This is a genomic window from Gordonia heveisoli (assembly GCF_030315745.1).
GTDB lineage: Bacteria > Actinomycetota > Actinomycetes > Mycobacteriales > Mycobacteriaceae > Gordonia.
Genome location: NZ_JASXSH010000019.1, coordinates 34,604 through 49,216, shown reverse-complemented (window position 1 = coordinate 49,216; position 14,613 = coordinate 34,604). Strand labels below are relative to the sequence as shown.

Annotated in this window: 12 protein-coding genes; 2 read left to right on the top strand and 10 right to left on the bottom strand. The window is 66.5% G+C overall.

The genetic code is table 11. The features are described 5' to 3' along the window. Positions 1 to 3: 3 nt before the first annotated feature. The 4 genes from metG to QSJ18_RS15905 form a co-directional block, all read right to left on the bottom strand. Positions 4 to 1,578, bottom strand: a complete 1,575-nt coding sequence (gene metG, locus QSJ18_RS15920) for a methionine--tRNA ligase (RefSeq protein WP_286327557.1) — start codon at positions 1,576 to 1,578, stop codon at positions 4 to 6. 13 nt (positions 1,579 to 1,591) lie between these two features. Then, positions 1,592 to 2,632, bottom strand: coding sequence for a MerR family transcriptional regulator (locus QSJ18_RS15915; RefSeq protein ID WP_286327556.1), 1,041 nt, complete (start codon positions 2,630 to 2,632; stop codon positions 1,592 to 1,594). Continuing rightward, the gene (locus QSJ18_RS15910; protein WP_286327555.1) at positions 2,626 to 3,282 is read right to left on the bottom strand and encodes a HEAT repeat domain-containing protein; all 657 of its coding nucleotides are present in this window, start codon (positions 3,280 to 3,282) and stop codon (positions 2,626 to 2,628) included. The genes QSJ18_RS15915 and QSJ18_RS15910 overlap by 7 nt, the downstream gene beginning before the upstream one ends. Before the next feature lie 69 nt (positions 3,283 to 3,351). Then, positions 3,352 to 4,017: a TetR/AcrR family transcriptional regulator gene (locus QSJ18_RS15905; RefSeq protein WP_286327554.1), complete on the bottom strand. Its 666-nt coding sequence runs from the start codon at positions 4,015 to 4,017 to the stop codon at positions 3,352 to 3,354. A 50-nt stretch (positions 4,018 to 4,067) separates the two neighbouring features. Between QSJ18_RS15905 and QSJ18_RS15900 the strand changes: the two genes are divergently transcribed. Next, positions 4,068 to 5,078: a CE1 family esterase gene (locus QSJ18_RS15900; protein WP_286327553.1), complete on the top strand. Its 1,011-nt coding sequence runs from the start codon at positions 4,068 to 4,070 to the stop codon at positions 5,076 to 5,078. A 130-nt stretch (positions 5,079 to 5,208) separates the two neighbouring features. Here QSJ18_RS15900 and QSJ18_RS15895 read toward each other — a convergent pair whose 3' ends face one another. Then, on the bottom strand, positions 5,209 to 6,480 hold the full coding sequence (locus QSJ18_RS15895) for an HNH endonuclease (protein ID WP_286327551.1): 1,272 nt from the start codon (positions 6,478 to 6,480) through the stop codon (positions 5,209 to 5,211). 277 nt (positions 6,481 to 6,757) lie between these two features. Here QSJ18_RS15895 and QSJ18_RS15890 point away from each other — a divergent pair, with 277 nt between their 5' ends. Next, the gene (locus QSJ18_RS15890; protein WP_286327549.1) at positions 6,758 to 8,860 is read left to right on the top strand and encodes a protein kinase domain-containing protein; all 2,103 of its coding nucleotides are present in this window, start codon (positions 6,758 to 6,760) and stop codon (positions 8,858 to 8,860) included. A gap of 33 nt (positions 8,861 to 8,893) precedes the next feature. Here the strand turns inward: QSJ18_RS15890 and QSJ18_RS15885 are convergent, their stop codons facing one another. The 5 genes from QSJ18_RS15885 to QSJ18_RS15865 all read right to left on the bottom strand — a co-directional run bounded on the left by QSJ18_RS15885 (position 8,894) and on the right by QSJ18_RS15865 (position 14,613). After that, a complete protein-coding gene (locus tag QSJ18_RS15885; RefSeq protein WP_286327548.1) occupies positions 8,894 to 11,266 on the bottom strand; it encodes a glycoside hydrolase family 65 protein in 2,373 nt (790 codons plus the stop codon). Next, entirely contained in the window at positions 11,263 to 11,985 is a 723-nt protein-coding gene (locus QSJ18_RS15880; RefSeq protein ID WP_286327547.1) for an HAD family hydrolase, read from the bottom strand. Before QSJ18_RS15880 ends, QSJ18_RS15885 begins: the two co-directional genes overlap by 4 nt. 75 nt (positions 11,986 to 12,060) lie before the next feature. Beyond that, on the bottom strand, positions 12,061 to 12,762 hold the full coding sequence (locus tag QSJ18_RS15875) for a GntR family transcriptional regulator (RefSeq protein ID WP_286327546.1): 702 nt from the start codon (positions 12,760 to 12,762) through the stop codon (positions 12,061 to 12,063). Further along, positions 12,759 to 13,697, bottom strand: coding sequence for an oxygenase MpaB family protein (locus tag QSJ18_RS15870; protein ID WP_286327545.1), 939 nt, complete (start codon positions 13,695 to 13,697; stop codon positions 12,759 to 12,761). The genes QSJ18_RS15875 and QSJ18_RS15870 overlap by 4 nt, the downstream gene beginning before the upstream one ends. A 1-nt stretch (position 13,698) precedes the next feature. Further along, complete coding sequence (locus QSJ18_RS15865) at positions 13,699 to 14,613, bottom strand: oxygenase MpaB family protein (protein ID WP_286327544.1); 915 nt, start codon at positions 14,611 to 14,613, stop codon at positions 13,699 to 13,701.

The following is a 14,613-nucleotide window of genomic DNA, read 5'->3' as shown; positions in this document are numbered from 1 at the left end:
CACTCAGCTCTCGTAGCGCGGGAACACCGGCGCCGGCTTGGGCAGGGTGACGCCCGGCGTGAGACGGTCGGCGACGGCGACGAACTGCCGGTCCGCACCGACGGCGAGCAGGTCGAGGATCTTGCCCGCCGACTCGGGCATGATCGGCTGGCTCAGCAGGGCGACGATCCGGACGACCTCGGCGCAGACATAAAGAATTGTGCCGGTCCGCTCCAGATCGGCTTTCGCGACCTTCCACGGTTCCTGTGCCGAGATGTAGCGATTGGTCTCGGCAAGTACCGACCACAGCGACTCGATACCCAGGTGGATCGCCTGGTTGTCGATATGTCCGCGCATGGTGGCCAGGAGCGCGTCGGCGGCGTCGAGCAGGGCGGTGTCCTCGGCGGTGAAGGCGGCCGGGGACGGGACCACCGAATCGAAGTACTTGCCGATCATCGACAGCGAGCGCTGCGCCAGGTTGCCGAACTCGTTGGCGAGGTCGGCGTTGATCCGCGCGATGATCGCCTCCGTCGAATACGACCCGTCCTGCCCGTAGGAGACCTCGCGCAGGAAGAAATAGCGCACCGGGTCGAGACCGAACTCGTCGATCAGGTCCAGCGGGTCGACGACATTGCCGACCGATTTGCTCATCTTCTCGCCCTTGTTGAACAAAAAGCCGTGTGCGAAGACTCGTCTGGGCAGATCGATGCCCGCGCTGAGCAGGAAGGCAGGCCAGTACACGCAGTGGAAGCGGATGATGTCCTTGCCGATGATGTGCAGATCCGCCGGCCAATAGCGTTTGAGGGTGGCCTCGTCGTCGGGGAAACCGAGGCCGGTCAAATAGTTGGTGAGCGCGTCGACCCACACGTACATGACGTGATCGGGATGCCCGGGGACGGGCACACCCCAGTCGAAGGTGGTCCGAGAGATCGACAGATCGGTCAGACCGCCCTTGACGAAGCTGACCACCTCGTTACGGCGCACGTCGGGGCCGATGAACTCGGGATGGTTCTCATAGAGTTCGAGCAGTTTGTCCTGATAGGCCGACAACCGGAAGAAGTAGGTCTGCTCCTCGGTCCAGGTGAGGAGGTGACCGTTGTCCGCGGCGACGCGGTCGCCTGCCTCGTTGACGACGGTGTCGGATTCGGCGTAGAAGGTCTCGTCGCGGACGTCGTACCAGCCGGAATAGGCGTCGAGGTAGATATCGCCGTTGTCCGCCATCCGCGTCCAGATCGCCTCGGACGCACGCTTGTGATCGGCATCCGACGTGCGGATGAACCGGTCGTAGCTGGAGCCGAGTCGATCCTGCAGTTGCTGGAACTTGTCGGAATTGCGATTGGCCAGGTCTGCCGTCGGGATGCCCTCAGCCGCTGCCGTCTGCTGCATCTTCTGGCCGTGCACGTCGGTGCCGGTCAAGAAGCGGACGTCGTAGCCGTCGAGGCGATGGAACCGGGCCAGCGCGTCGGCGGAGATGTACTCGTAGGCGTGCCCGATATGCGGTGCGCCGTTCGGGTAGGCGATCGCGGTGGTGAGGTAGTACGGGCGTCCATCGCCGAAGGAGGTGCCGGCGGCGTCGGTGCTGGTCGGATCTGAGGCCATAGTGCCTGTCAGGTTACCGGCACCGACCGGTGCCGTTCGACGGCGGAGGGGAGTTCAGGATGGCGGCGGCGGTACCGGCGACCGTCGGGTCGGCATCGGTGGCCAACGCCCTCAGCAGGTCGTGGGCGGCGGCGTCGGGGATCTCGGCGAGCGCCTGGGTGATGCGGGAGCGGACCGCGGGTTCGGCCGACTCCGCAGCCAGCCGGTCCGACAGTGCCGTCACGATCTGAGTCGCGAGGGCGGGATCGGGTGTCGCGGCCAGCGCACCAAGGACCTCGGCGGCCTCTACATCGGCGCGGCCGACGACGATCAGCTCGATGAGAGCGGGTATCGCCGAGGTCACGCCGCGGCCCCCGAGTGCGATCGCCGCGCGGGCGCGCACGGCGACCTCCGGGTCATCGAGGGCCATGGCGAGGTAACCGTCGGCCGTCGGGGTGGCAGGCAGCGCGGCGATCGCGGTGACCGCGCGCAGCCGAGTGTCGCCGACCGGATCGTCGAGTCCCGCGCCCAACGCGTCGAGCGCGCTGGTCGGGTCGTCGGGGTTCCGGGCGAGCGCCCACTGCAGCGTGCTCGCGACATTCGGCTCGGGTTCGGTCAGAAGTGCCTGCGCCAGCGCCGTGGGTGACAGCGTTCGCTCACCGTCGGTGAGCGCTGCACGCAACCGCTCGTCACCTCGGGGCGAGGACATCGCGCGCCACAGGGCGATGATGCGCAGCACCGCCGACCAGTCTGTGGGTGCCGCGTCCCGGATGCGTTCGAGACGGCCGAGGAGTTCAGTCTGGGCCGCGATCGCCTCACGGGTCCGGGCGATGGCCTCGGTGACCGCGTCGGCGGGGACGAAATGCCGATCGCCGAGCGCTCGCGCGACATCTTCCAGCGACATCCCCAGCGAGCGTAGACATTCGACGTGGAACAGCCGCTCGATGTCGTCGGCTGAATACCTGCGATAGCCGCCCGAGGTCCGGCCGCTCGGCGTCACCAGTCCTAGCGAGTCGTAGTGCCGCAGCATCCGGGTACTGACCCCGGAACGCTGCGACACTTCGCCGATCAGCATGAGTCCCCGGCTGCATCGGGCATGCCGACGGCGGTACGCCGAGCCAGGTGCAGCACGTCGTCGAACCCACTGTCGGGGTCGCGACGCAGTTGCTCGGTCGCGATGGCGTGTGCGCGTACCACCGGATTCTCATGAGCACGCGCAATCGCCAGCGCCGGGGCGGCGGCCTCGTCGAGTTCGACGAGTGCCCGACTGAGTGAGCGTTGGACCTCGCGGGGGCCGCGTCCGAGTTCCCGGGCGAGCTCGACGGCCAGCGTCGGAGCGTCGGCGTCGGGGGCCAGCGCGACGGCGGCACGCCAGGCGGCCGTGGCCACTGCGTCATCATCGTCGTGGAGAAGTGCCGGGGTGATCGACGGCCAGGCGGTGCGGTCGCCGATCTTCGACAGGGTGTGCAGGGCCTGACTGCGGGCCTGGGGAGCCGCAGCTCGCAGCTCGTCCACAATCCGCGGCACGGTCTGCTCGGTGGGCAGCCGCGTCACCGCCCAGGTGAGCATGTCCCGGACGTAGAAATCCGGTTCGACGCCGCACCGCTGGACGAGGACGTCCAGCAGGCCGTGGTCGGCAGTAGTTCCGGCGTCGAGCGCGGCACGCAGGCGCACCGACGGATCCGGGGCGTGTAATGCGGTGACGAGATGGGCGTTCGTTGTCATGAGACCTCCTTCGCCCTCCACCGCACACCTTGTCACAGTGTCAAGGTCAAGGGGGGCCGCCGCGAGAGGTCACCGCGGTGGCAGCAGGGCGCTGATGATCGCCACGAAATGGTCGCGGACAGTGGCCTCATCCATGTCGAGAAGCAGCTGGTAGATGACCCCGTCATAGATGGTGACGATCGAGCGCGCGAACGCCTCGGGTGTCGGCAAGGATTCAGGTAGCGGGACGGCCAGCGCCACGATTGCCTCGGCGAGCCGGGCGGTGGCCTGTTCGCGTAACGCGCGCCGGTGGGTGGTCAGGTCGGCGGCGATGTCCGGGTACCGGGCCGCGAAGGACACGAAATCGGTGTTGATGAGCAGCCAATCGCGATCGATCAGCACGTTCGCGGCCCAGGCCGCCACCAGGTCACGCGCGTCGGCGTTCGGGTCGGCCTCAGCGGCCACCGCGCCGGTGAAGTCGGCGCCGTAGGCAGATTCCCGGTCGTAGAGCGCGAAAAACAGTTGCTCCAACGAATCGAAGTTCGAGTAGAAGGCCCCCTTGGTGTACCCCGCGGTCTGGCAGATGTCGTCGATTCGGGTGCGGCCGAAGCCTTTTGCGACGAAGACCGCGAATGCGGCGTCGAGGAGGCGGGCGCGCGTGTCGCTCTTCCGGCGAGTGGGTGAACGTCGCCGAGCGTTTCCGGCCGGACTCGACGCAACCTGACCGGTCGGTGCCTTCGGATTGACGGGAGCCATGTCGGCCAGTTTAATACCTTTTGGTATTGAAAATTCGGAAGGGGAGGCCGATGTCGCAGCGGGTGATGGAATCGTGTCGTGGGCGTGGGCGTGGGCGTGGGCGTGGGCATGGGCATGGGCATGGGCATGGGCATGGTCGGCTTCGCGGCCTGGTCGTCCTGGTGGTCCTGGCGGCGGTGATGGCGGGTTTCGCCGGCGTGGTTCCCGAGGGTGGCGGACCAGCGACCGCGTCGCCGATCGCCGCGTCGGGTTCGATCGAGACGAAGTCGATGACCGTCGACGCGGGCACGCGGTCCTATCAGCTCTATCGGCCGGCCCGTGCGCGTGCGGGTCAGCCGCTGATCGTCTGGCTGCACGGTGCGAGCAAGGTGCGCAACGGGGACCCGCAGGAGTTGCGACGTTCCTCCACGTTGCTGGTCGAGGCTGACCGTCGCGGTTACTCGGTGGTCGCGCCGATGCAGTCGCTGACCGCTGACCGCCAGGGTGTCTGGAACATCTTCGATCCGGCCAACACCGTCCGCGGTCGCGGCGAGGCGGCGATCATCGCCGGGATCGTGCGTTACTCGATCCGTGAGCTACACGCCGATCCGTCACGGGTGTACATCGTCGGCCACTCGGCCGGCGGCGGGATGACCGAGACCGTGTCGGCGGTATATCCGGAACTGTTCGCCGCCATGGCCATCAGTGCCGGATTCCCATTCCTGTTCGATCCCACCGGGATCGCGCAGCGCACCGCCCGCGGAGGCGTTCCGATGCCGAGTTTCGTGGTGACCGGCGATCGCGATCGGGTGGCGCCGCCGATCCTTGGCGGCATGGCGGTGTCGGCGGCCCTGGCAGCCAACGGAATCGCCGGAGCGACACCGTATTCGGTGACCACGGTGGGGGCGTCGGGTGCCGATCGATACCCCACGCGGATCAGTCGCTTCGGTCACGGCCGCACCGAGGTGGTGCATGCTGACGTGCTCGGCGCCGACCATCCGACCGGCCCCGGCGGTGTGACGGTCAACGGACCCGCGCTCGACCGCAGGCTCATCGCGTTCCTGTTGGCCAAGCGTCGCTGAGATCACGCGCCATTCGGGTGGGCGAGCGTGTCCAGCCCGCCCCGGCTTGAGCGAGCTAGACCCCTCACACTGTGGAGTTGTCAACGAACACAGCACCTCACGGGAGGTAACACTCGGGGGCAGGGGCGGGTTAGGCGGCGGCGAGTTCGGTATCTGACAGGCGCATCGTGCGCCGGTTGTAGGCCGGTAACGGCCGACGCCGCGCATCGACGGTGGCGGGTGGGATCAGCCACGGATGGCGATCGGCACCGAGGAACACCTGCCAACCATGATGGTGCACATCGTCATGACATGCCGGACACAACAAACACCCGTTATCCAACGACGTATCCCCACCATCCACCCAATGCTTGATGTGATGGGCATGCGCCCACGAACCCGGCGCCCCACACTTGATACACACCCCACCATCCCGCACCATCAACGCCTTACGCAGATGCGCGGGAAACAGACGTTTATCCCGACCCATATGCAACGGCACCCCGCCATCATCGACGACGATCGGGGTGAGCACCCCATCACACGACAACATCCGAGCGGTCGCAGCTGTCACCGACCCCACCCACCCCAACCGCGCACCATCGGGGACCGCCTCGGTCGCAGGATCGGCAGACATCGTCATCACCGTCTGATATTTCGGCATGCCCTGCAACACACCCGATTCCGCAGCCATCGCCGCCGCATCCAACACTTGTTCCAATGCCTCGGCCCGACGACGAGTCGCAGACCGGGCATCGGGTGACCCATCCGGCTGCGGGCGTGGCGCCGACAGCGCATCCACCGCGCTCGCGAGTTTCGCGCCGATCACCGCATCCACATCCCCGACAATCGCCACCCGACCGTCCGCGGTCACCGAAACATCCAACCGATCGACACTGCGGTCCTCCCCGGCCGGCACCCCCGCTGCGGAGTCGTCGGCCTCAAGGTTCCCCAGAGTGCGGGCCCGGGCGGCGACCTCAGCCGGGGTGGCCCCCGAGAACACTTGCGCGACAAGATCGGTCACATACCGTTGGCGCGACTCATCGTCGAGAGGCTCGCGGCGTCGGGTCCCGATGTGCACGATCCCCCGCATCACCGCATCGGCATGCTCGATCGAGACCACCCCATCAGCGAGATGCGCGGCCAACCGTGGTGCCAGATCCAGCGAGGCCGCGACTCGAATCAGCCGCGACGCCACCGCCGGCGCACACCCCGCCACGATCAACAACTCCCGCAACGACCGGCCCTGCCGGTCGGCAACATGCAGTCGGTCGAGCATCGACACCAACGTCACCGCGTGGTGATCGAGCACCGTACGCAGCCGTAGTACCGTGCGCAGGCCGTCGAGGGCAGCGGGGCCATCCAACCGTGTGTAGTCGGGCGGCTTTTCGGTGAGGGTGTGGTGCAGTTCGGTGAGGTCCATATCCCCATCATACTCGAACACGTGTTCGATGCAAGAACTATTTGTGCAGGTCAGACCACCCGCACCACCAGTGAACCCCAGTGAACAGAAATCACACCGACCGTGACCTCTCACGCAGCCGATGCTCGCGTCCGGAAGTCCTCCGATTGGGCCGACAACGCGTGAGCGTTCGCCTCGCCAGAGTGACCGGACCTCATGCCGGTGCCGGCGGCCGCTGGGTTCCCGGCCATCTGTCCTGGTGTGTAACGATTGGCCCCACCATATGAGGGAGAGGCCAGTGCCGATCGAGATCGGGGGGACGTTCGCGGGATTTCGTGTGCTGCGACGTCTAGGGGCCGGCGGGATGGGCGAGGTCTACCTCGTGGAGCATCCCCACCTGAATCGCCGTGAAGCGCTGAAAGTGATCTCGGCTGCAGGCGCCGACGCCACCGCCCGTGAACGATTCGGCCGGGAGGCGCGCGCCGCCGCGGTGCTGCGGCACCCAGGGATCGTCGGCGTGCACGACTTCGGTGTCGAGGGCAATACGCCCTGGTTCACGATGGACTACCTCGACGGCGCGGATCTCACCGTGCCGCCGCGGCCGGACCCGCTCGAGGTGGCCGAGATCGTCGGGCGGGTGGCCGATGCGCTTGACTATGCCCACCGTCAGGGAGTGATTCACCGCGACATCAAACCCGGCAACATCATGGTGGTTCGCCGTCCGCAGGGGCAGCTCGATGAGGTGGTGGTCCTCGACTTCGGGATCGCCAAAGCTGTCGATGACGCCGGCGCGCTGACCGGCGTTGCGCAGTTCATCGGTTCGTTGGCCTACTCCGCGCCAGAATCTTTCGGACCTGAGCAGGTCGGACGGGCTGCGGACCAGTACTCCTTGGCGGTCACCGCCTACTGGTTGCTCACCGGCCGGATGCCGCTGGGTGGAGCGACCCCCCAGCAGCAGATGCATGCGCATCTAGTGCTCACTCCGGTGCCGGCCGCCTCGGTCGACCCGCGTCTGGCGCCCGCCGACCCGGTGTTCGCCCGGGCGCTGGCCAAAGACCCGGTGGCCCGGTTCGCCGACTGTGGGGAGTTCGCGGCCGCGCTTCGGAATGCGCTACGCGCGGCGGATACCCCGCCCATCCACCCACCGCACCCGGCGGACGGCGATGCAGCGTACGCAGCCACGGTGCGGAGGCCGAGTCCGATCCAGTCGGCGTCGACCTCGCGACGGTCTGGATGGCGGTGGCCGCTGGCGATCCTTGCCTGTGCGGTGGTGGCCGCGGTGCTCGCGGGGGTAGGTATCGCGCTGAGTGCCGATGAGCCGGCAACCGGGCGGGGTAGCGGTAGCGGTGTCCAGGCGGCACCTGCTGCACCGGTCGATGAGATGGTCGTGAAGGTGTCCACGGGCTGCGCCGTGATCCGAACCGGGGCGCTGTATTGCTGGGGCGACAACGAGTACGGACAGGTCGGTGACGGCACGACCGTCGAACGGCCCACCGCAGTTCGGGTTTCGAGCGTGTCCGGTGTCGAGGACGTCGTCGACGGCGAGAGTCACAAATGTGTGCGTGTCCAGAGGCGGGTCAAATGTTGGGGACTGAACTCCTCTGGGCAACTGGGATCGGGCGATACCGTCAATAGCTTCACACCCGTCGATGTCGGGTTATCGGGCGTCACGGTCCTCACCTCAGGTGATGCGCACACGTGCGCCATCGCCGACGGTAAGGCGTACTGCTGGGGGAACAACAGGTCTGGGCAGATCGGCCAGGACGTTGGCGTTGAGGCGGTGCGTCCGTCCGAGGTGCCATTGCCCGGGGTCGTGAGTGAGCTGGCCGCCGGTGGCGCGATAACCTGCGCCGTAGTCGGGGGCAAAGGCTACTGCTGGGGGCAACTGCCCAACCCGGGCGCCGAACGGAACTTCACGGTGACGCGTCCGCAGCCGATCCCCGTGGCAGGGCCGGTGACCAGGATCGCGCCGTCGGGTAGCCGGGTCTGTGCGGTGGCCCGCCAGAAGATCTACTGCTGGGGGAACGGCGAACGCGGGGCGCGCGGCGATGGCCGCTCATGGACCGGGTCGACCATGGCCACAGCGGTCCCCACGGTCAGTGGCGACGAGATCATGTTGGCCGGTGGCCCCTTTACCGGGTGTGCGACGATGCGCGGCACGTTGTACTGCTGGGGTGATCCCCTGCGGGTTGGCCGAGGCCCCGTCGCCGGTCTGGCGGCGCCGGTCGGGCCGGTTTCCGGGCTGAGCGGAGTCAGTTCCCTGGCGATGGGACCCTATGTGACGTGCGTGGTGGCCGACCGGCGCGCGTACTGCTGGGGGCGGGGCGACATCGTCGGCAATGGTGGCACCGACATATCCCGGATCGTCGACAGGCCGGTCCAGGTCACTTTCGCGGAGTGACGGTGCGGCAGTACGTGTTGCGGCGAGTCCGGTTCAGATCTCGCGGCGGTACGGTTCGCACCCCGGCGGCGCCTTGGGTGGTTCGCGATGTTCGGCCGCCGCGATGGCCTTCGACACCGGCGCCTCCGCGAGGGTGAACTTCTCCCCGTGATGGGCCAGCTCGATCGGCGGACCCGACAGCAGCCGATAGGTGGCCTTCGTCTTGTCGACGGCGACCACGATCTTCGAGTCGCGCACGATCATGCGGAAGGATAGATAGGTCAGTCGGCTCGGCAGCCGCGGCGCGAAGGTGATCTTCCCGCCGAAGTCGCGCATCCCGCCGAAGCCGGCTACGCAATCGGTCCAGGCGCCGGCCAGTGCCGCGATATGCAGACCCGACGACACGTTGGAATGCAGGTCGTGCAGATCGGTGAACACCGATTCGGCCAGCAGATCGTAGGCGAGATCGGGATAGCCGACCTCGGCGGCGGTGACAGCTTCGCAGCATGCCGACAACGACGAGTCGCGCACCGTCAGCGGGTAGTAGTAGTCGAAGTTGCGCAGCTTCTGTTCTGGGGTGAAGGACGACCCGAACAGGTACATGGCGAACACCAGGTCGGCCTGCTTGACCACTTGCTTGCGATAGAGGTCGTAGTACGGATAGTTCAGCAGGAGAGGGTATTTCCCGACCGAGGAGGCGAAATCCCAGGCGCCCAGACTGGTGAAGGATTCACACTGCTGGTGTACGCCGAGCGCCTCGTCGTAGGGGATCGTCATATCGTCGGCACATGATTCCCAGTGCGCGGCTTCGGCATTGGTGACACCCAATTTCTCGCCCAGATCGGGACGGCGTTGCACCGCCGTCACCGCGTCCCGAAGGTTCTGCTGCGCAGCTAGATTGGTGAATGTGTTGTTGTTGACCACCGCGGTGTACTCGTCGGGGCCGGTCACCCCGTCGATGCGGAAACGTCCGTTGGCATCGTGATGGCCAAGGCCGGCGAACAACCGGGCGGTCTCGACGAGAAGTTCTACGCCACATTCGGTTTCGAACTGTTCGTCATTGGTCGCGCGCAGATATCGGGCGGTAGCATTGGCGATGTCCGCGGACACATGGACACCCGCGGTACCGGCCGGCCAGTAGCCCGAACACTCGTCACCGTTGATCGACCGCCACGGGAACATCGCACCGCGCTGACCGAGTTCGGCGGCGCGCGCCTTGGCCTTGTCCATCGTCGCGTGTCGCCAGCGCAACTCCTCACCGGCAGCCGCGGGCACCGTGTACGTCAGCATCGGCAGGATGAAACTCTCGGTGTCCCAGAAGGTGTGGCCGTCATAACCCGGCCCGGTCAGACCCTTCGCCGGGATGGCGCGCGACTGGCCGCGGGCGCCGGCCTGCAGCACGTGGAACAGGGCGAACCGCACCGCCTGCTGTAGTTCCGGATCGCCGTCGATCTCGATGTCGGCGTCGCGCCAGAAATCCTCCAGGTAGCGGACCTGATCGGCCTTGAGTGAATCCCAGCCGGTCTCCATCGCCATCGCCAGCGCCGCATCGACCTGGGCGCGCAGGGCAGGCACCGAACGGCGCGCCGACCATCCGTAGCCCATGTACTTGGTGAGCGTGATGCTCTTGCCCTGCGGCACATTCGCGGCGATCGTCAGCCGGGCGAGATCGGCGTCGGCCCGGATGAAGGTGTCGGCCTTGTCCGGGAAGTAGATCTCGTGGTCCATACCCGCCGCGATGTGCAGACCCGACTGCTTGGTGTGATGGACCAGCATGCCCCAGTAGTTGCGGCAGGCCGCCAGATCGGAGACCAGGGGAGCATCGAGGGCGGCGGCCAGCCGGGGGTCGTTGCCAGGCGCCGGGATCGGTTCGTTGGCCAGCAGATCCGACTGCAGCACCAGTTTCATATCCTCGCCGATCGGCTCCACCTCGTAGCGGATGGCGGCGATGGTGCGTTTGGTGAACGACACCAGGCGTTCGGATTTGATCCGCACCGTGCGTCCGGTCGGCGAGGTCCACAGCGTGTGCCGCCGCAGCGTTCCAGTCCGGAAATCGAGGGTTCGCTCATGCTCCTCGGTACGTCCGTACCGCAGATCCATCGGCTCGTCCTCGACGAGCAGGCGAATGATCTTGCCGTCGGTCACATTGACGACCGTCTGCCCGGATTCGGGGTAGCCGTAACCGCTTTCGGCATAGGGGAGACCGCGGAGCTCATAGAAACCGTTGAGATAGGTACCCGGATGGTCGACGGGTTCACCTTCCTCGAAAGAGCCGCGTAAACCGATGTGCCCGTTGGACAGGGCGAATAGGGTCTCGGTGCGCGAGAGCATGTCGAGGTCGACGCCGCCGCTCCAGCGCAACTGCCACGGGTTGATCTCGAAGCCATAACCACTCTCGCCGAAGTGGCTGCCGCTCGCGGCGCTCATGCGGGCAGCAATTCGTCGAGATCGCCGACGACGATATTCGCACCGGCCGCGACCATCGCCTCACGCTGTGCGCCGTCATGGCGGTCGATGGCCACCACGTAGCCGAAATCACCGGCGGCACCGGCTTGTACACCGGAGATGGCGTCCTCGAAGACGGCTGCCTGCCGAGGATCGACCCCCATCAGTTCGGCCCCGAGGAGAAACGAATCGGGGGCAGGTTTACCCGCGAGGCCCTTGTCGACGATGTCGAGACCGTCGACACGCGCCTCGACGAACTGCGTCAGATCGGCTGCTTCCAGCACAGCTGCTCCATTCTTCGACGACGTGACCACCGCGATCCGGAGCCCGGCGTCGCGCGCCGCGTTCAGATATCGCACCGAGCCGGGATAGGCCTGCACACCGCCGGCGGCGAGACTGGCCAGGAACAACTCGTTCTTGCCGGTGGCGATCGCGGTCAGCTGCGACTCGGGGACGTCATCGATGCCGCGTGCGGCGAGAAACGCGCGCACCCCCGCGTCCCGAGGACGACCGTCGACGTAATCGAGGTAATCCTGGTCGGTGAACTCGGCGAAGTCCGGACTGTCGGCGCCACCAGCGCGTTCGGCGAGGAAGCCGTCGAATGCCTGCTTCCAGGCATGTCGATGCAACACCGCGGTGGACGTGAGGACACCGTCGAGATCGAAGAGTGCGACCGAGACTGCTTCTGGCAAACCCAACACACTTCGCCACGCTACCTGCCCGACGCCGGTCTGGCTTGCCTACGCGGTCGGGGTCGGCCGAGGTGTGCCGAGGACCTACGCCGAGTTGGCCTTGCGGGTATCCACGGCCTCGTCCCAGAAACCGATCGATTCCAGGCTGGCGATCAGCCGGTCACGGGCATCGGCGAAACGGGCGCCGACCTCGCTGCGAATGCCCTCCACATCGCCGGCCCGCAACTTCTCGATGAGGACGCGGTGGCTCGCGACCGCCTCATGGCCCCACTCGGTGTCGGCGGAATACAACTCGAAGGGGTTGTACTTGCTGGCCGCGTACTGGAACCATGCGAGCTTCTTGCTGTTCGCCATCAGATGAACCTTGCGGTGGAAGGCGAACTCGCCGGCCAGAATCAGGTCGGGATGCTGCGCGTTGACCGCCAGTTCGAGCCGGTCGACGATCTCACCGAGCTCGGCGAGATGACGTTCCAGGTCTTGCGCGCGGGCGGCGTGCGTCGCCAGCCGCGCCGACAACTCCGCCTGCATCCAGAAGATGTCCACGATGTCGCCACGATCGAGCGGTTCGACGATGAAACCGCGGTGCGGAGAGGACCGCACCAATCCCTCCCCGCGCAGGGTGACCAGTGCCTCGCGGACGGGAGTCACGCTGCACCCGAGAGTGGACGCGGTCTCGTCGAGCCGCACGAAATCACCGGGCCGCAGCTGCCCGGTCATGATCCGATTGCGCAGGTGGTTGGCCACCTCGTCGGTGAGTTGGGTGCGGCGTAGAGATCCAGTACTCATCGGTGATTCCGTCCGGTGCGGGGGTCGTCGTTCGTGGGGGTTCGGGAGGAGCGCGCGGTGTGGTTTGCCGGGGAGCGAGAGGCCCGCAGGCCCGCCGACGCCCGACCGTGCGGTGACCGCTGATATCGCCGCGTCACGCGTCGGCCGTGCCTGCGGCGCAGCGTTCCGGGCCAGTAGGTGTGCAGGCGGCGGATCGAGCGGACACAGCGCTCGAACCGGCGGTCGTGGGCGGCGGTCCACTCGATGCCATACACCGAGCGTAGGCCTTCGCCGGCCATACCCCAGGTCAACAGCCGCACCCGACCGATTCGGCGGACATACCGCCGCCGCAGCGAATAGGTGGAGAACACCTGGGCGGCGACATCCCCCGGAGTCGCGAACTCCGGGGGATCATCGGGTCCCGACCGAGGCAGACGCGCCGGGAACTCACCTTCCATATAAGCAACATAGGCGCGCAGCGCCGCGACGTCAGCCGGCCAGTCGGCCGGACCCATCTGGAGCAGCGTGCCCGCAGGCTGGAACTCACGATAGAGCCGTTCAACCGTGTCGTCGTCGAGCGGACCGACCAACAGTCGGTACGTGTCGACGATACTCACGAACCAGGTGGCCACCACCCAGCGCTGCAACCGGGGATCGAAGACCGGCCGCCGGACACCCTCCGGATGATCGTCGGGCACCCGGACGGCGGCATGAACGGCGTTGACGTCACGGATCAGATCACGACGATGCTCGTCGCGACCGCCGATCGCGACCCGCAGATACTCGATCGTGCCAGCCCAGCGCTGAGCCCCACGATTCCCGTACACACCGCTGACGACCTCGGTGGCGGCGATGTCGGGGTGGGCGAGCTGCATCAGGACCGAACGGGGCCACATCAGATAGATGACGGGCTCGTTGAGTACCTGCGCCAACGTCGGCTGCGACCTTGCGGACAAATCAGATCACGGCCTTGTCGTGCTTCATGCGATAACGCAAGTCGCGCATCAGCATTCGGCTACCACCGAAGCGAATCGACTTCGGCAGGAACTTGTTGACGAAGCCGACGAAGGAGAACAGATGCTGGAAACGCCGCCGATCGTCCTCGGTCCATTCCAGACCGAGCTGGTCACGGTACTGCGGAGGCAGGAAGCCGATCGTCAGGAACCGCAGCAGATTCACGAACGGCAACCGGATCAGCGGGTTGATCATCTTCAGATCGACCAGATCGTTGAGGAAGTCGCAGGTCGTGTCGTCGATGACGACGCGCTGGCATGCCACATTCCAATAGTGGTCGAAGTCCTTGCGGGTGGCCGGCCACATGTCATGCGGAACCTGCAACGTCGTGCCCAGAGTCTTCGACGACTGGTAAAACTCCTCGGCCTCATCCTCTTCCATCACGCCATGCAGCAGCTGATGAGAGTCCTCGATCCCGATGAACAGGCAGGCCGCGACCCACATCTGCAGCTCGCGGTTGAAGGCGTTGTACTTCACCGGGCTGTTCTCGTCGGAACGGACATGACGGTGGGCGGTGTTGACCGCCTCCCGGAACGCCTTCTTCTCCTCCTCGCTGCCGAGGATGGCGACGGCGAGATACTGGCCGGTGGTGCGCGCACGCTTCCACGGGTGTTTGGTCAACGCCCCCGACTCGACCTTCGACTCCATCACGCCGTAGGCGACCTCCGGCCAACCGAGCTGCATGACCACATTCGCGGCCCCACCCGCGAAGGACCAGAAGTCGATCGCCTCCTGGATGCGGGCAGGTTTACTCTTGCTCGTCCGACGGCGTTTGCGGGTGGTGATCTCGATCCGCGTCTGCGCCGTGGTCAGTTCCGGGACGGTCTCCTCGATGACGGGGAGGTAACTGGCGGCCAT